The 20,031-nt window shown below is 39.6% G+C and carries 17 protein-coding genes; all 17 read right to left on the reverse strand.

The window, feature by feature from the left end; genetic code table 11:
* Positions 1–106: 106 nt before the first annotated feature.
* Positions 107–1,897: an oligopeptide ABC transporter substrate-binding protein gene (locus H541_RS0101260; protein WP_022795543.1), complete on the reverse strand. Its 1,791-nt coding sequence runs from the start codon at positions 1,895–1,897 to the stop codon at positions 107–109.
* Positions 1,898–2,076: 179 nt separating this feature from the next.
* On the reverse strand, positions 2,077–3,033 hold the full coding sequence (locus tag H541_RS0101265) for an ATP-binding cassette domain-containing protein (protein ID WP_022795544.1): 957 nt from the start codon (positions 3,031–3,033) through the stop codon (positions 2,077–2,079).
* A complete protein-coding gene (locus tag H541_RS11180; protein WP_022795545.1) occupies positions 3,026–4,123 on the reverse strand; it encodes an ABC transporter ATP-binding protein in 1,098 nt (365 codons plus the stop codon). The genes H541_RS0101265 and H541_RS11180 overlap by 8 nt, the downstream gene beginning before the upstream one ends.
* A 9-nt stretch (positions 4,124–4,132) precedes the next feature.
* Positions 4,133–5,062 (reverse strand): oligopeptide ABC transporter permease OppC, encoded by a 930-nt coding sequence (gene oppC, locus H541_RS0101275; protein ID WP_022795546.1) that lies wholly within the window; start codon positions 5,060–5,062, stop codon positions 4,133–4,135.
* A gap of 1 nt (position 5,063) precedes the next feature.
* A complete protein-coding gene (locus H541_RS0101280; RefSeq protein WP_022795547.1) occupies positions 5,064–6,566 on the reverse strand; it encodes an ABC transporter permease in 1,503 nt (500 codons plus the stop codon).
* An 87-nt stretch (positions 6,567–6,653) separates the two neighbouring features.
* Positions 6,654–8,630, reverse strand: coding sequence for a peptide ABC transporter substrate-binding protein (locus H541_RS0101285; RefSeq protein ID WP_420805187.1), 1,977 nt, complete (start codon positions 8,628–8,630; stop codon positions 6,654–6,656).
* 855 nt (positions 8,631–9,485) lie between these two features.
* Positions 9,486–10,151, reverse strand: coding sequence for a CPBP family intramembrane glutamic endopeptidase (locus H541_RS0101290; protein WP_022795549.1), 666 nt, complete (start codon positions 10,149–10,151; stop codon positions 9,486–9,488).
* Positions 10,135–12,018: an excinuclease ABC subunit UvrC gene (uvrC, locus tag H541_RS11185; protein WP_022795550.1), complete on the reverse strand. Its 1,884-nt coding sequence runs from the start codon at positions 12,016–12,018 to the stop codon at positions 10,135–10,137. The genes H541_RS0101290 and uvrC overlap by 17 nt, the downstream gene beginning before the upstream one ends.
* A gap of 40 nt (positions 12,019–12,058) precedes the next feature.
* Positions 12,059–13,333: a shikimate kinase gene (locus tag H541_RS0101300; protein ID WP_022795551.1), complete on the reverse strand. Its 1,275-nt coding sequence runs from the start codon at positions 13,331–13,333 to the stop codon at positions 12,059–12,061.
* 114 nt (positions 13,334–13,447) lie between these two features.
* On the reverse strand, positions 13,448–13,861 hold the full coding sequence (locus H541_RS0101305; RefSeq protein ID WP_022795552.1) for a PTS sugar transporter subunit IIA: 414 nt from the start codon (positions 13,859–13,861) through the stop codon (positions 13,448–13,450).
* 260 nt (positions 13,862–14,121) lie between these two features.
* The gene (gene apf, locus H541_RS0101310; RefSeq protein WP_022795553.1) at positions 14,122–14,820 is read right to left on the reverse strand and encodes an aggregation-promoting factor; all 699 of its coding nucleotides are present in this window, start codon (positions 14,818–14,820) and stop codon (positions 14,122–14,124) included.
* A 186-nt stretch (positions 14,821–15,006) separates the two neighbouring features.
* Positions 15,007–16,215 (reverse strand): hydroxymethylglutaryl-CoA synthase, encoded by a 1,209-nt coding sequence (locus H541_RS0101315; RefSeq protein ID WP_022795554.1) that lies wholly within the window; start codon positions 16,213–16,215, stop codon positions 15,007–15,009.
* 320 nt (positions 16,216–16,535) lie between these two features.
* On the reverse strand, positions 16,536–16,802 hold the full coding sequence (locus tag H541_RS0101320; RefSeq protein WP_022795555.1) for a hypothetical protein: 267 nt from the start codon (positions 16,800–16,802) through the stop codon (positions 16,536–16,538).
* Between the two features lie 104 nt (positions 16,803–16,906).
* The gene (locus tag H541_RS0101325; RefSeq protein WP_022795556.1) at positions 16,907–17,605 is read right to left on the reverse strand and encodes a 5'-methylthioadenosine/adenosylhomocysteine nucleosidase; all 699 of its coding nucleotides are present in this window, start codon (positions 17,603–17,605) and stop codon (positions 16,907–16,909) included.
* Between the two features lie 14 nt (positions 17,606–17,619).
* Positions 17,620–18,267 (reverse strand): metal-dependent transcriptional regulator, encoded by a 648-nt coding sequence (locus H541_RS0101330; protein WP_022795557.1) that lies wholly within the window; start codon positions 18,265–18,267, stop codon positions 17,620–17,622.
* A 149-nt stretch (positions 18,268–18,416) separates the two neighbouring features.
* Complete coding sequence (locus H541_RS0101335; protein ID WP_022795558.1) at positions 18,417–19,160, reverse strand: ABC transporter permease; 744 nt, start codon at positions 19,158–19,160, stop codon at positions 18,417–18,419.
* A complete protein-coding gene (locus H541_RS0101340; RefSeq protein WP_022795559.1) occupies positions 19,157–19,924 on the reverse strand; it encodes an ATP-binding cassette domain-containing protein in 768 nt (255 codons plus the stop codon). The genes H541_RS0101335 and H541_RS0101340 overlap by 4 nt, the downstream gene beginning before the upstream one ends.
* Positions 19,925–20,031 lie beyond the last annotated feature (107 nt).

The raw sequence follows: 20,031 nt of genomic DNA on the forward strand, positions 1-20,031 counted from the left end.
TAAAAATCTATTTGAGATTTTTAGCGGATTTTATTATCTTACTGGGACTTTTGTCCCAGCCTCTACTTTCAAAAGAATTAACTTACAAGTGTTGACTCAGTCAGTATTATTCTTCTCCTACTAATTCAACATTACTCCACAAGTGTCCACCATTTAAAGCATCTTCAGCTTTAACAGAATAACTCTTAACGCGTTTACTTACTGCAGTAATAGATGTACGGAACAAAGTAGGTACCGCAAAGGCTTCATCACGAGCATATGCTTGCCAATCTTCAAAAGCTTTTTGACGGTAATCAGCATCAAAGGCTTCTTTGGAAGAGATTTCCTTTAACAATTTGGTATTTTCATCAGAAGCAAACCGCGTATAGTTAAATGGTACATTTTCACCATATAGGCCTGCAGGATCTGGATCTGTACTTGCTCCCCAAGCTGCTGCATAAACATCGATTTCAGGATCATCAGCTTCAACTTTTTCATAGAAAGCGTTTAATTCAATTGGACGACCAGTTGTTAATTCAACTTTAAGACCAATTTTTTCCCACCATTGGATGTAAGCTAATGCCAAAGTTTCATCATTTTGACCACCAGCCATTGTTGCATAGTTGATTGTTAATGGATCGCCATTTGGATCTTCACGAATTCCATCGTCATCTGTATCTTTATAACCAGCTTCATCCAATAATTCTTCTGCTTTTTTAGGGTCGTAAGTGTAGCCTTCTTTACCATCATTTTCTGCAAACACTGGTGGAATCAAGCTGTTAGCATTTGAACGTGTCCCAGCATAGAATTTCTCAGCAATTTGATCGTTATCAACTGCATAAGCCATTGCTTGACGAAGTGACTTGTTAGCCATCTTAGCATCTGGATCAACAACAACTTTGTTTTCTTCGCTATCCCATTTACCAAGCTTAAAACCAAGATAGTTATAAGAATAGCTACCCGTACCTAACACATCAAAATCTTCGCTATCTTTATACGTATCGTATTGATCGGCAGGCATGCCAGCTATATCGTACTTGCCAGAAGACATTTCAGACACAACGTTTGAAGATGATACAACTTCGACTGTAATCTTGTCGATCTTCGGTTTACCTTCCCAATAGTATTCATTGGCAACTAATGTTACAGATTCACCTGGAACAGTGCTGTCAATCTTGTATGGTCCAAAGTCAACTGTTTTACCCCGTACAGCATCACTTGCCTCAACTTCATCCATAGGGATGTCTTCAAGGACATGTTTTGGTAATAACATTGATAGCAATTGACCACCAGGAATATAAATACTTGGTGATAAAGCTTTATAATGTAAAATCACTTGTTGGTCGTTAACTTTTTCAATTCCTGAAATGGAGTCAGCATCGCCACTGTGGAATTCGTCAGCACCTTCGATATCACCAACATAAGTTGGATAGCGGATACCAGGATAATCAGGGTCAGCAATGAATTCATGTGTAAAGATATAGTCATCGATTGTAATAGGTTCGCCATCTGACCATTTTTGGTCTTCAGGGAACGTTACTGTTACGGTGTTGTTCTCTTCGTCCACTTCAAATTGTGCAAAACCATCATTATCAAACTTGATTTCATCGTTGACATGGAAAATATCTCCAGCAGTAAACTGTAATACTTCTGAATCTGGAGTGGATTGGTATAATGCACTGTTGTAAATACCGGTAATTGGTGAATCAGATACTAAAGCGTATTTTAACTCGCCACCCTCAGCAGCCTCGCCACCACGATCTAATGTTTCTTCAAACTCGACTGTACTACTACTAGTATTGTCGTTGTCATCTGATCCTTTATCAGAATCGTCATTGTTGTTTCCACCATTACCACAAGCAGCTAATAAAGCTACTGAAGCGAATAAAGGCAATGATTTTTTAAGTAATTCACTCATATAATCTTTTCCCCCATTACTATACTTTTAGTTGATTACCATTACGAATTTGTTTCGTACTATAAATATTAACAGATTTCTCATAAACCCGCAAGATTATTCTCATATTTTTCATAATTTCAACAAATTTGTGAATAATATGGGCATAATGGGAGAAATTAAGAGCGCACACTCTATTATTATTTCACAAATTGCTTTAGGTGTTCACGATAAGTTGTTATCTCTGGTTCATTGCCCCAGACAAAATGTCCTGGTTTTATTTCAACAAATGCTGGTTTATCCACTGAATAATCATGTATTGTATCATCATATACCACTAGTTTCTTATCCTTTTCTATTTCAGGATCTGGAACTGGTACAGCAGATAGCAGCGATTTGGTATATGGATGTATTGGTTCGATAAAGAGTTCTTCTGCTGGCGCTAACTCCACAATGACACCACGATGGATAACAGCAATACGGTCAGAAATAAAACGCACCACAGATAAATCATGTGCGATGAACAAATAAGTTAAATCCTTCTCTGCTTGCATCCGTTTCAATAGGTTTAGGACTTGTGCTCTGATTGACACATCAAGTGCAGAAATAGGCTCATCAGCTATCACTAGTTTTGGATCCATTACGAGTGCTCGAGCAATACCAATCCGTTGTCGTTGACCACCTGAGAATTCATGGGGATATCTGGTTAAGTGTTCCGATAATAACCCCACCTCTGAAATGATTTTTTCGACTTTTTGATGACGATCCTCATTGTTCTTAAACAAATGAAAATTGTATAACCCCTCTGAAACGATATAATCGACCGTTGAGCGTTCATTCAATGACGCCGACGGATCCTGAAATATCATTTGGATATTCTTGATAACATAGTGATCATCTTTCCGCGAAAGTCTCTTGTTGATTTTCTTACCTTCAAATAAGATATCGCCATCAGTCGTTTCATTAATCCTAACAATGGCACGACCAATCGTTGTTTTTCCCGATCCTGACTCACCAACAAGTGCTAGTGTCTCACCTCTATGGATATCAAAGCTGACATGATCGACCGCAACGAATTTATTCTTACCTTCTCCAAATGTGATTTCAAGGTCTTTAACGGATAACAAAACTTCATTACTCATATTTCCTTCACTCATGGGTGGCCACCTCCTCTTCATTACCATATCCGGTTCTATGAACCAAATTCTCCATTTTTTGATGAAGATTCCGAATCGCTTCTGGTATTTCCGTTTTTGGCGCTCTTGGATCTAATAGCCAGGTTTTAGCGGCATGTGTCTCACTGATTTTGAAAAACGGAGGCTCTTCTTCAAAATCAATTTTCATCGCATACGGATTTCGAGGCGCAAATGCATCTCCAACGATATCTTTATATAAAGATGGAGGCGCTCCTGGTATCATATACAACTCTTCTCCTTTAGTTCCTAATTGTGGTAAAGAGGATAACAGACTCCACGTATACGGGTGTTTGGAATCAAAAAAGATCTCATCAACCTTCCCATACTCTACGATTTGGCCAGCATACATAACAGCAACCTTATCAGCAACAGAGGCTACGACCCCTAAATCGTGAGTAATATAAATCGTTGTGAAGCCATACTCCTCTTGAAGACTTTTGATAAGATTTAGTATTTGAGCTTGTATCGTCACGTCAAGTGCAGTAGTGGGTTCATCACAGATCAGTATTTTTGGTCGACAAGCTAACGCAATAGCAATGACAATCCGTTGTCTCATCCCACCTGAATACTGGAATGGGTATTCATTGAATCTCCTCTTAGCATCTACGATACCTGTTCTTTCCATGAGTTCAATCGCAATCTTTTTGGCTTCACTTCCAGATTTTTTTTGATGCTTGATGATAACTTCTGTAATTTGTGACCCTATGGTCCGAATAGGATTTAAGGAGGTCATTGGGTCTTGAAATACTGTTGCGATTTCAACCCCACGAATTGCTTCCCAGCCACGGTCAGACGAAATATCTAATAAGTTTTTCCCGTTGTAAAGAATTTCGCCATCTGACAAAAATCCATTAGCTTCTAACATTCCTGTAAATGTTTTAGTTAATACCGATTTTCCAGACCCTGATTCGCCAACAATAGCTAAGGTCTCTTTATCATATAGATCAAGAGAAACATTCCGAATGGCAGATAGTATACGGTCCCGTACTTTAAATTTTACCGAAACATTCTTGACTGACAGAATCAACTTTTTTTCTTTTATTTCATTCATCTCATTACCTCACATATGGGTTCTAGGGTCTGATGCATCAGCTAGGGTTTGTCCAACGATGTAAAGAGAGATCGTTACAATGGCTAAAACTAATACAGGGATCCAGAATAAGTAGGGATAGTTGCTCATATTGACGGTGTATTTAGAGATCAATCTCCCAAGAGAGGGTACATTTGTGCTTAACCCAACTCCTAAGAATGATAAGAAAACTTCATATGAGATAAAGCCCGGCAAACTACGAGAGACATCCGTCACAATGACTGAGATCAAATAAGGTAAAATATTCTTCAAAATAAGGCGGTGAAGAGGTGTCCCTAAGCATCTAGAAGCCAAATTAAATTCTCGATCTCTGAGTATCATGACTTGGACCCGAATAAAATGTGCTGTTCCTAACCAACTGGTTGCGCACATGGCCAATAACAGATTCCAAAAACCTGCACCAAAGGCATACGAGAGAACAATGACAATCAGTAATGTTGGGACATTGGAAATCACATTATAAACCTCGATCATAAAACGATCGACCTTTTTAGAGCTTCCCCAAATAGCGCCGACTATAACTCCGACAACGGTTGTAATAATTGTTGCAATCAACCCAATGGAGATAGACGTTCTAGCGCCTGCCCAAACAGCATCAAATAAGGAGTGACCATTAGCATCTGTCCCGAACCAGTTTTCAAGTGAGGGCCAATTATAGCGTTTAGAGAAATCATTGATCCCATCAACATCCATGAAGTCGTACTGGCTAAATAACGGTTGGATAAATGAAAAACCCAGCACAATGACTAAAACGATCAACATCAGGATAGCAATTTTATTGCTAAAAAATTTTCTGCTCACCGATTTCCAATACGAATAACGTGGTGCATCTATTTTTTCAGCAACTAATGTATCTAATTTAACAAACTCGAACTGATTTGCTTCGCTTTTTTCTACCATTCTAACGACCTCCTTTCGATGCAGATAAACTTATTCTTGGATCGATGATTGTTAGCATGATATCTCCAAGCAAAACAGACAAGATAGAAAGTGTCGTAAAGACAAACAATAAACCGATTACCATTGGGTTATTGTGAGCGATGATAGCATCTGGCAACATTTTCCCCATCCCAGGTACAGCGAATACTGTTTCAGTAATGGTAGCCCCTTGAATAGATAAAATAATTGTTCCAGGTATCCCACTTACTATAGGTATCATCGCATTTTTGAAGATATGTTTTTGCGATATTTCTTTTTCCGACAATCCTTTAGCCTTCGCAAACTTAACATAGTCCGAAGACGATTGGTCAATCATAAACCGTCTGATCCAAATGATTAATCCGGAAATCGAAAGCAATCCTAAAATAGCTGTTGGCAATACGTATGACTTCAAATCTCCTGCCCCAAGTGTCGGGAACGAGTCAGGTAAGCCAAAGAAATGGCTACCGATGAATCTGAAGAAGTAGATAAATGCCAAACTTGGGATCGAAATCAACACTGTTACTAAGCCGACTCCCATCCGATCAATCAATTTACCTTTATACCTTGCCATCACTACCGCTAAAGAAACCCCGATTGCATAAGCTAGCAAGACTGATATGATCCCTGTAATAACAGATATCTTGATCATCGAAGGGTCTTGATAATTATCAGTGGATTTCACATAACTATCACTATAACGTTCCTTTTCCAAACGATCCATGGCGCTTGGTGATTTGTACTGTCTAGAGTAAATGTCTGCGGATGATTTCTCCGTTAGACCTGTATCAAAATGCACTGTTTTTTGTGCTGTTTTCCCTTGACCACTTGAAATGACATCCATCACAGGCCGACCACTGAACGTAGGGTAAGAAGTCCCTAGGTTCAGCGTCAGGATATTTTGATGAATAAACGGAAACGACGAGGTAAAGTAAATCAAATATTTATGTTTTGTGCCTGAACCTGTCAATGTTAACCCAGCCGTTTTAGTATATTCTACCTTCACATAGCGTGGTAAATCTGGATTGCTTGGATCTTGGATTACCCACGGATGATCGACCTTGATCAAATTCTTGTAAAAACGGCCCACTCGTTCAATCAATGGAATCTCTCTGGTTGCAAAATAGGCTTTAGAAACAGGGTATTGTCCCAATTTCCAACCTCTACCAGACTTGCTAGAGGCCCATTCTTCAAAGGCATCATTATCCTCTCCAGCAATCAATTTGTCATACTCAGCTTTATCAGATGTTATATCAGATGCAATATCAGAAGTGGTGTAGTAATCAATATACCCCATCCGCTCATAAGTGTTATTTTCATAGTCAGTCCGTTCATCCGGGCTTCCTTTTAACCGGCTATAGACGGGATCGCTTTGAAAAATCGTATTGCGCGGTACCAACGAATAAATCATGACGTAGCCTATTGTGGTGACCAAGAATATACTGATTATAGATCTGATGACTCTATAAGTAATGTATTTCTTCACGTTTTCCCTCCTGCTCCAAAAATAAAAAAGGGTTAGTTGAAATCTAACCCTTTTTTATCACTTCTACACTTTTCCGTGGGTCAAAGATTATTCTGCTGAACGGTCTTTATTCCACTTATCAAGGGCTTCATCATATTGATCTACCGTTACGACATCCTCTTGGATCTCGATGTACTTCAATTTGTCAGCCGCTATACCAGACCAGCTGTATGGTGCCGAGAATGGAACTACTTTTGTCACACGAGGTAATCCGCCACCTGCATAGATTGGAACTTGGATTGCATTGTTCAGTAACCAAGCTTCTGCCTTAGCATAAGCTTCATAACGAGCATCGTCGTCATCAGTTATACTATTAGCGGCATCCAACAATGCATCATATTCAGAAAATCCAAGCGCTTCTTTCGCTGGAGCAGAAACATCTTCTCCCTCAACCAACTCGCTACCATCTAAGCCTAGCGTTTGAAGCATATCACCTGTCTTAGAGTTATAGATATTCAAGTAAGTTGATGGGTCTTGGTAGTCAGGGCCCCAACCAGATGCCGTAGAGATATCGAAATCACTAGCCGAACCAGCTGTTGCATAATAGGTTGCTGCTAAGTAAGCGTCTTGGTTCAAAAGTTGAATATCAACGACAACATTATCTGCGCCGAGTGTTGATTCAATTGAATTCTTGATCGATTTTGCTGAGTTAACCCCAACCTCGCTCGTTTCAAGAACAGGGATATCTAAGTGGATCGGATAAGCCACATCATCAGCTTCTAATTCAGCTTTCGCTTTGTCCAAATATTCTTTTGCTTTGTCAGAATTATAGTATTCATCGTGACCATCAGACAAATCAATATCTGCCCAAGTATCACTATCTAAAGTTTGTAATTCTTTTTCGATCGCTTTACCATAATCTTCTTCACCGATTTGAACAAACGTCGGCGGTACTAAGGTATTTCTGAGAGCCTCACTTGAGGTTTCTTCCCCAACACTTTGGGCATTGTAGGCTGCACGATCAAAGGCAAACTCAAAGGCTAATCTAAAGTTACGGTTTAAGATTGCTTTTTGAGTGGAATCCTTTTCTTCATCAGTCGTTTTACTGGTTGCTTCATATGCCCCACGTGATAAGTTGAAGGTTAAGTTATAAGTAGTACCATTTGTTTGTGAGAAAGTCACACCATCAGGGTAGGCTTCTGTTACAGCACTATAGCCAGCTGAGTTAGGATAGACACGCGCAAGTGTCAAGTCACCATTTTGGAAGGAGGTAAATAGACCATCTGGATCACTGCCGTCATTGAATGTATATTTAACGGCATCGATATGAACGTCATCAACACCCCAATAGGATTCATTCTTTTCATACTCGATCACAGACTTAGCTGTATTGTTGGTCAAAAGGAATGCCCCATTATAAAGGATGGAATCAGCAGAAGCAGAACCGAAGTTTTCGCCTTGTGATTCTAAAAATTCAGCATTGACAGGGTACAAAATACCGTAAGTCGTTTTAGAATTCCAATAAGACTCTGGTGCATTCAAGGTATATTCGACCGTATAATCATCAACTGCTTTAACACCAACATCAGCGAAATCATCTGTTTTCCCTGAAACATAGTCTGCTAATCCTTTAATACTATTTGATACGATATAAAGAGTTTCAGATTCAATATCGGCCGCATGCTTCAACCCTGTTACGAAGTCATCCGCTTTGACTTCAGCATATTCTGTTCCATCATTCGTTACCCATTTCACGCCTTTTCTAAGGTGATAGGTATAGGTTAATCCATCATCACTGACTTCCCAATCTTCAGCTAAGGCTGGGATCAAATTACCAAGTGAATCATTTTCCAAGAGTCCATCGACAAAGTTCGTATAATGTACACTATTAGTGGCACGGCTAGAGAATGTATAATCTAACGACGCAATATCTGTCCCGTAAACGGTATTTAAGGTCGCACCTTCTACGACATTGGAGGCAGCTTCGTCGCTATCCCCTTTGGCACCATCTTTATCTCCGTCTGAGGATGAACACCCCGCTAGAGCTATGGTCAACGCTAATAGCAATGTTGAATATTTCCATATAGCTTTACTCAAAATATTATTCCTCCTTTATTCCACTTAGAGTCGCTTAGTTTTCTAATGACTTTCTTAATTCTATTGTTATAATTCCGGTAAGCTTCTTGTTAGCTAGTCACGCTTAGGAGTATTTTTGTCATGCGATACTCCAACTATTATTCCTATCCCCATCCTCTTTCATTCAGATTTACAGTCTGAAAGAGTACTTTTACTCTTCTAGACCAGTCCAGTTAGCTACCATTTAGCTACTACAACAGATGACCAAACGAGCACCCCAACAAAACTAAAATGCCATCGTGGCAGTATTCATTGAGGGTTTCACTGCACGTTGACGTTCTCTAACGAGTCCATTAAATGCATCTGTGATTCTCTTTCACCAAACTAACTTGTTTATCATTATATTGTCATTTATATTTAATGTCAATGTTTTTTTAATAATCATTTTCATTTTTTGCCAGACGTTTTCATATTCTATAACATCGATATATCAATACACTTTCTAGTGACAGTTATATAACACGTCATGTTAGATTAACTATATTAATTGTTTATAGTATTTTATTAATACTATAACTGATGAATAACTTTGCTCTCATTATTCTTTAATTATTGGCTCATATTTGATTAGTTCTGGCAAGTAACATATAGCAAAAAGCACTAGATGGACCAACCAGACAGATGGCGTCCGCTAGGCTCTAGTGCTTCTCTATTAATTTTTTCTTTTCTTTTATTTTTCTTTTACTTTTCATTTTGTGTTCTATTGTTTTTAGTGAGCTTTCTAATGAAATAGGATAGATTGGATAGACAGAATAGATCTTTTCAACAGTAACTTTAGCACTATCAGTAACAATAGCATTAGCATTAGCCTTTCGAGGTCACCACCATAGCCGCCAAGGCGATGGCATTATTCACTACATGGAAGATAATTGAAACAACTACGTTCTTCCTAAAATAAAAATAAAGAAAAACGATAGGAATTGCGATTGGGATATAGAGAACGACTGATAATGGATCAGTTGTCGTATGCATAAATGAGAAAAACAGAACCGACACGATTCCCATCACCCACTGGACTAATCTGCTTTTGGTCCAGCCCAATAACACTTCTCTAAAAAATAGTTCCTCAGTGATAGGGGCGCTAGCGACAATCATTGTTGAGAATAACCATAAAGGAATGGTATTTAACATCCCCTCTAAAGCCACTTGGTTCTCACTCGTTTCAACGGATACAAGCTGGGTTAATAGAGTTGTTAACACAATTCTAAATACAAACCCTGCAATGATTAATAGTGTGACTTTGACCCACTTATCTTCTAGATAGCGGTAGTCTCGACGAATGAGATCCCGGAATAAATAAACGCCTATCACTGCACTCGTCAATGATGAGATAATCGAAATAATCTCGAGATGTCGACCCAACGCTGCATAATATTGGCTGATGATGCCCGCAACTATTGGAACAACTAGTAACCCAATCCAAAATACCACTGTGTACAGTAATCTTGTTCTCTTACTTACTCTCTCCATGTCTGCCTCTTTTCTGAGAATTATTCGTTTGATATGCCATCTGCCGCTCTTTTATCGCAATCAATTCACGATTGGCTTTTTGTTCGATAAAGAAATCGACCAATCGTTCACTGACTTTTTGGGAAATGCCGATTTTTTGAAAATCAGCTACAGTTGCATTTTCCATCGCTTCTCTCGTTTTATAGGTCTGATAAATTTTTTGCCTCGTTTTTGGACCAACGCCATCAATCTGATCCAATTGACTTTGAAATTCGCTCTTTGTTCTGACTTGACGGTGAAAAGTAATTGCAAAACGATGGACTTCTTCCTGGATACGTTGGATTAATTGAAAAGCTGGACTAGTTGGTGGTAAATCTATTGGAACCAATGGATTACCAAACACTAAACGGGCTGTTTGGTGCTTGTCATTTTTGACCATTCCTGCTATTGGTAAATCCAGTCCTAACTCATCTTCTAACACTTCTTTAGCAGCTTTAACTTGAATTGGTCCTCCATCCATCATAATCAAATCTGGTAATGGTTTTTCCTCTTTCAGTAGTCGACTGTAACGTCTTCTAATCACTTCTTGAGTTGTCTTGAATTCATTCGCGCCTTTAATCGTTTTAACATGATATTTTCGATAATCTTTTTTAGCGGGTTTTCCATCTTTAAAGACGACCATGGCACTCACTGGCGAGGTTCCCTGGATGTTGGAGTGGTCGAATGATTCAATCGTTTTGATATAGGGTAATTTCAAAGCTTCTGATAACTGTTCGATTGCTCCAACTGTCTTTAATTGTTTCCGATCTTCCATGCGAAATTTCTCTGCTAGTGCCAAATGGCTATTTTGACTTGCTAAGTCTAATAAACGTTTTAAGCGTCCCCGTTTGGGTTGTCTAACCGTTACGCCCAGTGTTTCTGCAATCAAATCAGCATCTAAGGCTTCTGGAAGTAATATTTCCTTGGGTAATATATGATTTTCTTCTTGATAGAATTGGCCAATATAAGACGAAACTTCATCAGCCGGATCATCATAAAGAGGAAAGGATGCTGCTTCTCGCTTGATGACTGTTGACTGTCTCAATAAAAAGACTTGGATTGATACCCAACCACGCATGACATCATAAGCAAAGACATCACGATCTTTATAGTCAAGAGACAAAATATTTTGTTGTTCGACAGTTTGCTCGATATGGCGGATCTGGTCTCTATATTCCGCGGCTTTTTCAAAATTAAGGTCGCTAGATGCATGAGCCATTTTTGCCGTCAACTCGTCTTTTACCTCTTTGACATCACCGTTCAAAAATCGTCTGATATGATCGATTTGAGTTGCGTATTCCTCTTGACTAACGTCATGATCGCAACAGCCAATACACTGACCGATATGATAATAAAAACAAGCTCTCTTTTCATTCTTTGGACAGCGTCTCAAGGGATAAATCTTTTGAATAAACTGTCGGGTGTCATTGGCAGCATAGACGTTGGGATATGGACCAAAATATAAGCCACCATCCTTTTTGACCGTACTCGTGATCACTAATTGCGGATCTTTCTCCTTAGTGATCTTAAGATAAGGATACATCGTTCCTTCCTTAAGTCGAATATTATATCTCGGTTGATACTTTTGAATCAGGCTAATCTCTAATAAAAGAGCCTCTTTGTTGGAGTTGGTCACAATTGTCTCAAAGGTATAGATCTCTTCTACTAGTAAGGCTGTTTTCCCAGTATGAGAACTTCTAAAATAGGAGCGTACTCGGTTCTTTAAATTCTTTGCTTTTCCAATGTAAATGATGGTGTTTTTTTCGTTCTTCATCAAATAACAGCCAGGAAGATCAGGCAATAATGCCAGTTTCTCATTCAACCATTCTTTATTATTATAAACAGGCATTTTGACTCCTTTCTGACGTTTGACGCGTCCTTACAATTTCTCACATTTTTGCGTTCGTTTCTTTCTGACCAGATTGCTCATTAATCGCCAATCTGAGTAATGCTTGATGTAGCTCTCGGTGAATTTGCAATCGTTTCTTGAGCAGTCTTGTAATAATAGCTGCCGTCCGATGGCGTTTATAGTTCACCACCCGGCAGTTACTCACACTATGATAATAGAAGAAACGATCCTTTCTAAGTTGCTTAACTAATCCAGGGTTTCCCCTCAATAGTGGTCTATTACGCGTACTGATTCCGTAATTCATCAACTCTTGCGGTCGATCTAAATGGATGACGAATGCTTTCTCCAATAGTCGGCGATTATAAGGCGATAAGACAACCCCATTACCCGTTGAGATAATCGTTCGTTGATGTCCAGAGAGCTCTTTTAAGCATTTTGTCTCAAAACGGCGAAATCGAGCCTCATCAAAATCAAACATCTCAGTGATAGAGTGGCCGGAACGACTGATCATCATCTTGTCCAGATCAACAAAAGAATACCCTAGCTTTTTAGCGAGTTCTCTACCGACCGACGATTTCCCAACTGCCGGTAATCCGACCAGATAAATCGCATCATTTTCGGGATCTGCAACGAGTAATTCATGGTATATTTTTCGTTTTAGCGGACCAGGAATCTTCTTCCCTTGCCATAATTCAAGTGCTGATAACAACCAGCAAATCCAAAAAGTATAGTGATTAACCACGAATTGCCGATGATCTTTTTGTTCATTATATGGTAGCCAACTGGTTAAATCAGCGATGCCACGATACTTGTTTATATGTGTCTTTGCTTCTTTAAACGACTGACTCTTCAACTGAACAGGACTTAATTGGATAAAAAAGTCTGCCTCAAAGGACTCCCAGTCATTTAACGATCGATAAATGACTTGATCATTTGGATGACTATAGCTGTCAGGTGAGACAGTCAACACGGTGACCTGTCTGACATTCTGATCACAAAGATATTGGAGCAATTCTGTCTTAAGTGGATGTTCCCCACATACGATGACTTGCTTAGCATGTAACGATTTAAAGGGTGTCAACCAGTGATCAATCGTCGATTTGATCAATTCCGTTTTAACAATCTCACCAGCGCGGGATTCAAACGTCAATCGATTGGGATCGATAACTGGCTTATGAAGTGAAGAGTCCCTTGACTCCACCGTTTTTATCACTAATGGTTGGGCTATTGCTTCAGTGATTATAGCGAATATGCCGTGCAACAAATCATTGAAGGGGGAAGTGATCATGTTTAACTCTCGGTTAGTCTGAGCCACGATTTCCCTCCTTTTTCGTAAATATAATTACTTATATCATAACCGATTTATCTATTCAGTTGCAATGAATCTCTCACGCCATAAAAAAAAGCACCAGAAAGTGCTTTTTAACTGCTATAAAGTAAATGTGTCGTTGTTTTTTACATTTTGGATAGCTGTTTTCCCGGATTCGACTGCTCTTTTCGCTAAATCTTTCGGACTTTTTGAAAACTGTCTCAGCATCACTGCTTCAATCAAACTTGGAAGATTAATCCCCACAACAACTTCGATTGTGTCGTCTAATTTAGCAAGGTTGATGGCCTCCTTGAATGGACTACCGCCCATCAAATCGACACAGATAACAAGACCTTCTGTTTCTTTCTTCAAGCTATCAACAGTTGAAATCAAATGCGTCCTTAGTTCTTCTATCGATTCATCTTCTTGAAATGGGACGATTTCAAAAGCTTCTTGAGGTCCAGCAATCATTTTGGTTGCTTGTCCTATCCCCTTTGCAAACTCCCCATGTCCTGTGACGATTATTCCAATCATGGCCATCCTCCTTTAGTTTCTTCCCTTCGATTTTAGCAAACTTGACCAAACAAATTCAAGCTTCTCACCCTGGACCCACCTCTATAAACCGATATAACTTTTACTCATCACTGTCTCCACAAAAAAGAAGCTAGGAACAAGTCCCAACTTCTCTTCTGATGTATTTTAGATTTATTTTATTTTTAGCTTACTATCTCAGTATTACTCTTATCACTATTCCCATGAATAGATCACTTTAATCAGTGCTCGATCCTTTAGGCTTAGTACCAACCATTAGCTAACCAGAATGATTTAGCTGCTTCCCATGAACCATAACGGTTTGCAACATATTGATCTGCCACACGTTCTTGGTTTTCAGGGGAGTAGTCACCATTTAAGTAAGAATTTGTTAATTGGTAACGGCCGATATAAATCCCATTACGAGCATCATAGCTACCGCCTGATTCCTTTTGAGCAATCCATTCTTTAGCTGAACTACTTGTTCCTGTATAGGATTGAGTTTGTTCTGCTGGTTGTTCTGCAGGTTGTTCAGCTGGAGCACTTGCTTCAGCAGATTGTGTTTCAGTTTCTGCAGAAGTTTCAACTTCTGTTGCTTGATCAGAAGTCACATTGTAACTTGATTCTTCACCAGAGACGTTATCATTGAAGGTGACAACTGAGTTATCTTTAGAAACAGTTAAGTTGTTGCTTGGGTAAATCAAATCAGCATTATTGATGCCATTAGCTTCTGTTAAACTGCTAACAGAGATGCCAGTTGCTTGAGCAATTGCTGATAAGGTATCGCCCCATTGAATCGTGTACGTTTTCGTACCGTCGTCATTTACAACGATTTCTGATTCGATATCTGAAGCTGTCCGAGGATTCCATTCTGCTGCTGATGCAGTAGCTGGTCCAATCAGTAAAGCTGCGCCTGCAGTCATGGTTGCTATTGTATAACGTAGTTTTTTGCTTGAGATCATGTCTTGTATTTCTCCTTTGTGTTTGCCTTAGTTTTGAGCGAATAATGTGTCGCTCTTTCACCAACAAGGATATACTAACATGCTCCCCAGGACCTCGCTTGTTTTTCATAAGAACATAAACCGGTGGTAATACCATTGTAATATAGTGTCATAATTGGGTCTAAAATGGGCTTTAATGTTACAAAATTACCTGTTTTTTGGGTTTGAGTAAACTCGATGGCCATTGTTAATCGCTTTCAATTGGTATTCAGATGGGTCATGATGGTCATCTGCTACAAGGAAATCTCTGGCTTTGGTGGGGATTTTCTCCTCAAAAAGGGTTTCGTACTCATCAATTGTTAATGTTTTTCTAGCAGTAAGCTGTTCCGCAAATCGGTGTTTTTGGATCTCTTGCCCATACCCTTTTGATAAGTACAGACTAAAGAATTCGCCAACAGCCCCAGAACCATAGCTAAACATTCCGATCTCGCTATCTGGTGCTAAGTTAGGCTCATGAGCTAATAACGAGAATAGACTCAGATATAATGATCCTGTGTATATATTTCCTACCATGCGATTGTAAGAAACAGCTTGTTGATAATAATGACTGAGTCGTTTTGCTGTCTCGTCATCACAGTCGTCTAAATAAGGAGCCAAAGCTTTTGCACCTAACTTGGTATAAGGAACATGACAGCAAATTGCCGTAAAATCAGCAATTGTCTGATGTGTTAATCCTAGAAATGACGTGAACGTATCATTGAAGAAGTCAAGATAGGCTTTTTTAGACAATGGGCCATCCACCAGTGGATATTCTTGATCAGTCGGCCGCCAAAAATCGGCCACATCAGCCGTATGATAAGCCGATACATCTGATACTTTAGCGATTCTTGGGTCCTGACTGATTAACATAGCGACGGCTCCAGCTCCTTGGGTTGGCTCACCACCACTTTTCAATCCATACTTTGCATTATCACTTGCCACGACCAAAACTGTTTCTTCTGGGTGTTGATGGACATAACTCGTCGCCAATTGTAACCCGGCAGTTCCACCGTAACAGGCTTGTTTCACCTCAAACGAACGAACTCCCTGTTTAATGGGGAGTATGTCCGTCAAAAATACAGCCCCAGCCTTCGAATGATCCACACCTGTTTCACTCGCAAAAATCACTAGGCTAATGGCATCCAACCGTTGTTGATCGACTTTATCCGCTCGGTCAAACAATTGAATTGCTGCATTCAATCCCATTGCTACCGTATCTTGCGTTAGAGGTGCTACTGCCATCTCATCTTGACCGATGCCTAATTCAAATTTCTTAGGATCCACACCACGTGCACTAGCTAAATCACCCATCTCAAGTTTAAAAGGTGGCACATAAACCGCCATTTGATCAATACCAACTGTCATTACATCACTCATTGCTTTACTCCTTTGTTTCGTATTTTTGTTTCTTTACTTGCTTCTTTGACTGAAAAGCAACACTTTCTCATACTCTATTTCTTAACATATCAGATATCAGTTAAAAATGATGATTATCCTTGTTTCCTTATTAAAAATTTAAGTCCTCTTCATAAACTCGATTTAAGGCAAAAAAAAAGAAGCAACTATACCCAAAACGATTTCTTTTGATAGGATAGTTACCTTATGACATGACTTGATATGACGTACCTCTAAACGGATCTAATCTACTCATACTAACTTTTTTTCTTTTTAGCCTTCTCACGATAGCGTCTTCCTTTTTAATCGTGGTAGACTCGGTAGTTTAAATTAGTATCTACCGGTCTATACCGCTTGACGACCCAATGGTTAGATCGATTTTGGTATATCTCAACACTAATAGTATCCCCTTCAGCGATCTCATAAATAAATTGGGCTGTTTGGCGATGCATCAGTAATGCAATCGGTTCTTCACCATTTGGGCTCAACGTAAAGCGAATCAATGGATCAGAATCTAGTGTGAGGACTTTGATTTTTGAAACAACGCCAATAACTCTCTTAAGTCCCATCAGGCACCACCCCATTATAGAAACTCTTTGTGTCTCCAAAGTCTAATTGTCTGTGCTTTTCTAACACTTTTTGTTATAGGACTCAAGCGTTCATTATCCAACCATTAATCTGTCAATTGTTTTAAAAACGATAATACCATTTTAGCTGATCTATTTCCTGCTTCTGTAATGAATGTCTCAAAAGAAACCTCATTATTCCCTCGACCGGCGATATCAGAGATGGCTCTCACAACCACAAAGGGTCTTTGAAAAGCGAATGCAACCTGGGCGATTGCCGCCCCTTCCATTTCCGCTGCTAGGACTGTTGGAAAATGAGTGATGATGTCCTGACGTTGCTTCTCTGTATTGATAAAGGAGTCAGAACTTGTGATCAAGCCTAGGTGGGTAGTCAATCCAACCGTTTGAGCGGCTAGATCTAAACGTGCTATGAGTTCAGGGGATGTCACATAGTAAAGTGGCATTTGCGCCATTTGTCCATAGTCATAATTAAAAGCTGTAACATCGACATCACTATAGGCTAGCTTTGAGGCAATCACAACGTCACCCACCTTGAGATGGGAACCAATACCACCAGCTGAACCCGTATTCACTAATAGGTCTGCTTTGAATGTTTCTAAAAGTATCGTAGCAACTGCTGCTGCCATGACTTTTCCAATCCCTGACTCGACCACAATCACTGATTGACCAAACAATTTTCCTTCACAAAAATGCCACCGGCTAACTGTTGTTGTCTTACTGTCTTCTAGCTGTTCTTTTAATAACTTAGCCTCTTCGGCCATCGCTGCAATTATACCCACACGCATCAGTTATTTTCCCCCTATATCAACGTCACAAAAATGTGGGCTGCCATCTTTTCGCTGATTGCCACTGGACGACCAGCCACTTCCAATTCGATTGTGCCATCATAATCATTGACTGAAGCTATTCTACCTTCTTGATTCAACACTAAGTCTTTCTCAGACAAACTATCTAGTAGATCCTGATCATCAACAAACCGTTTGATGATCACGCGACTACCAACCTTGCAATTAGCGAGTCTAATCAATTGATGAGGTTGCAATACCGTATCCTTTGCAGGAATTACACCACCATGTGGGCAATACTTTGGATGATCCAAATAGACCTCTAGACGATCGATCAGATCTTCTGAACTCGCATGCTCCAAAATCTCGGCCTCTGAATGGATATCTTGCTCATCATAATTCAACTTTTCATGCAAAAAAACTTCCCACATTCTGTGTTTTCTAATAATATCACTAGCAATTCTGTTCCCAGAAGAGGTCAACTTGAACCCCTGTCCTTTCACTTTTACCACTAGATCTGATTTGATCAATTTACCAACCATATCACTCACACCAGCTGGAGAAATCTCCAACGTGCTCGCAATCAATTTATTGGTCACTTTATCATAAACTTCGTTCAACTCAAAAATAACTTTTAAATAATCTTCCTTACTAGGAGTCATGTCAGTCGATCCTCCCTTATGACACTTGACATATTCTTTGTTTATTGACTCATATTGAGCCCTATTTCAAACGACACTCACTAAACTTACTCATCACACTTACTCATTACACTTACTCACTACACTCACTACTTGCTACCACCGTAATCCTACGCAAATGGGGCTAATGGAATAAACCATTTACTAAACCGTACTTTTAGAATATCGCAGACAAACCCACCGAATATCCCGAGCAATGTCAACAGTAGGATACTGGCGTACACCTCTAAATAGTGGGTAGCTTGGTACTCTGTGACTAAAAACATACCAATACCCCAGCTTGTTCTAAATTGCTCTGTGATCAAGATCAGTGATAAGCTTAAACCCAGTGTTTGCTGGGCCATCAAGATCAATCGTGGAACTACTGCTGGGAAAGCAACATACCTGACCCACATACCCGTTGAAAAATCTAGAGAGCGTGCAATAAACACATAGGTCTCTGGCAAGGCAATCAAACTTTCATAGGTCGGAATCGTGACATAAAAAAGGGTCACAAAAACGATGGCTGTTACCTGAGCCATAAAGCCTGAAGTGATTGACAGGTAAAAAAGTGGGAATAAGACAAGACGCGGCATCGCAAAAAGGACCTGGACAACTGGTAGTAGATAGCGACGAGCATTTTTACTTGTTGCCATCCATAATCCTAATAATCCTCCAAACAAATACGACAGCACGATGGCTGCTAATAGTCGTACTAAGGTCATACCCAAGTGTAACCAAATATCCTTATGAGTAGCTAAGTAAAGACCAACAGCCCATGGACTTGGAATTTTTGCCGTATCAATCAACAGTGTCAAGATAGTCCAAAGCACAATGATCATGAGGCTCCCAACCCAATAATAACGTGGTTTCATGATTTCACCTGCTTAATCTTTGATTGAAGCTCACGATAAGCACTGAAAAAAGCCTCGTTTTGTGTGTTGCGATTAAATAATGTCAATGGATTTTTCATCATAATAGTTAGATGCCCTTCAGTCATCAATCCAATCTGATCCGCTAATAAGAGTGATTCTGTTAACGAATGGGTTGCCATCAATACTGTCTGCTTCTGAGTTTTTTTCAGTTCAAGTAGTGCTTTCCAGGTCGTTTCACTCGACTCACGATCAAGCCTCGAAGTTGGCTCATCCAAAAACAAATATTGAGGCTTCTTAGCCATGATCCGGGCAATCGCAGCTATCTGCCGTTGACCAGCACTGACCTGGTTAGGGTATCTTTCTTTAATCTTTTCGAGTCCAAGGTCAGACAGCAACTTGCTTAATTCTTTTGCCACGACTGGCTTACTTAAAAACCGTTTATTAAACCCCAATCTCACATTATCTTCTATTGTAAGCCAAGGAAATAAACTGGACTCTTGAAACATAAATCCGACATTATGCGGATAGATCCTTGGCTCGATGTCTCCTGATGTGATTGGGATCAGAGAAGCTAGGCTCAACAGTAGTGAACTCTTCCCACTACCCATCGTCCCTAATAACGCTAACGATTCTCCATCAGCTAATTCAAATGAAGCACGATCGACCACAACATTCTGGTGGCGAACGACCGTCCAATTACTGACTGAAAATGTCATGTGATCTTCTGCCCCCTCACTGTCTTGGTCATACCTATCCGTAATCATTTCAACTATCATCCCTATTATAGCGTGTTTTTAGTCCTATTAGGTAACTTTTTAGCACGAACAGCTAACAGAATTAAGCTAACTTAATTTTATCATAAAATGATGCA

The sequence above is a fragment of the Bavariicoccus seileri WCC 4188 genome, assembly GCF_000421665.1.
Taxonomy (GTDB): Bacteria; Bacillota; Bacilli; order Lactobacillales; family Aerococcaceae; genus Bavariicoccus; species Bavariicoccus seileri.

What these genes read in the sequence shown, in the direction of transcription:
- H541_RS0101260 (WP_022795543.1), bottom strand. Translation starts at nt 1,897, where the DNA reads ATGAGTGAATTACTTAAAAAATCATTGCCTTTATTCGCTTCAGTAGCT.
- H541_RS0101265 (WP_022795544.1), bottom strand. Translation starts at nt 3,033, where the DNA reads ATGAGTGAAGGAAATATGAGTAATGAAGTTTTGTTATCCGTTAAAGAC.
- H541_RS11180 (WP_022795545.1), bottom strand. Translation starts at nt 4,123, where the DNA reads ATGAATGAAATAAAAGAAAAAAAGTTGATTCTGTCAGTCAAGAATGTT.
- oppC (WP_022795546.1), bottom strand. Translation starts at nt 5,062, where the DNA reads ATGGTAGAAAAAAGCGAAGCAAATCAGTTCGAGTTTGTTAAATTAGAT.
- H541_RS0101290 (WP_022795549.1), bottom strand. Translation starts at nt 10,151, where the DNA reads ATGGAGAGAGTAAGTAAGAGAACAAGATTACTGTACACAGTGGTATTT.
- uvrC (WP_022795550.1), bottom strand. Translation starts at nt 12,018, where the DNA reads ATGCCTGTTTATAATAATAAAGAATGGTTGAATGAGAAACTGGCATTA.
- H541_RS0101305 (WP_022795552.1), bottom strand. Translation starts at nt 13,861, where the DNA reads ATGATTGGAATAATCGTCACAGGACATGGGGAGTTTGCAAAGGGGATA.
- apf (WP_022795553.1), bottom strand. Translation starts at nt 14,820, where the DNA reads ATGATCTCAAGCAAAAAACTACGTTATACAATAGCAACCATGACTGCA.
- H541_RS0101315 (WP_022795554.1), bottom strand. Translation starts at nt 16,215, where the DNA reads ATGAGTGATGTAATGACAGTTGGTATTGATCAAATGGCGGTTTATGTG.
- H541_RS0101320 (WP_022795555.1), bottom strand. Translation starts at nt 16,802, where the DNA reads ATGGGACTTAAGAGAGTTATTGGCGTTGTTTCAAAAATCAAAGTCCTC.
- H541_RS0101325 (WP_022795556.1), bottom strand. Translation starts at nt 17,605, where the DNA reads ATGCGTGTGGGTATAATTGCAGCGATGGCCGAAGAGGCTAAGTTATTA.
- H541_RS0101330 (WP_022795557.1), bottom strand. Translation starts at nt 18,267, where the DNA reads ATGACTCCTAGTAAGGAAGATTATTTAAAAGTTATTTTTGAGTTGAAC.
- H541_RS0101335 (WP_022795558.1), bottom strand. Translation starts at nt 19,160, where the DNA reads ATGAAACCACGTTATTATTGGGTTGGGAGCCTCATGATCATTGTGCTT.
- H541_RS0101340 (WP_022795559.1), bottom strand. Translation starts at nt 19,924, where the DNA reads ATGATTACGGATAGGTATGACCAAGACAGTGAGGGGGCAGAAGATCAC.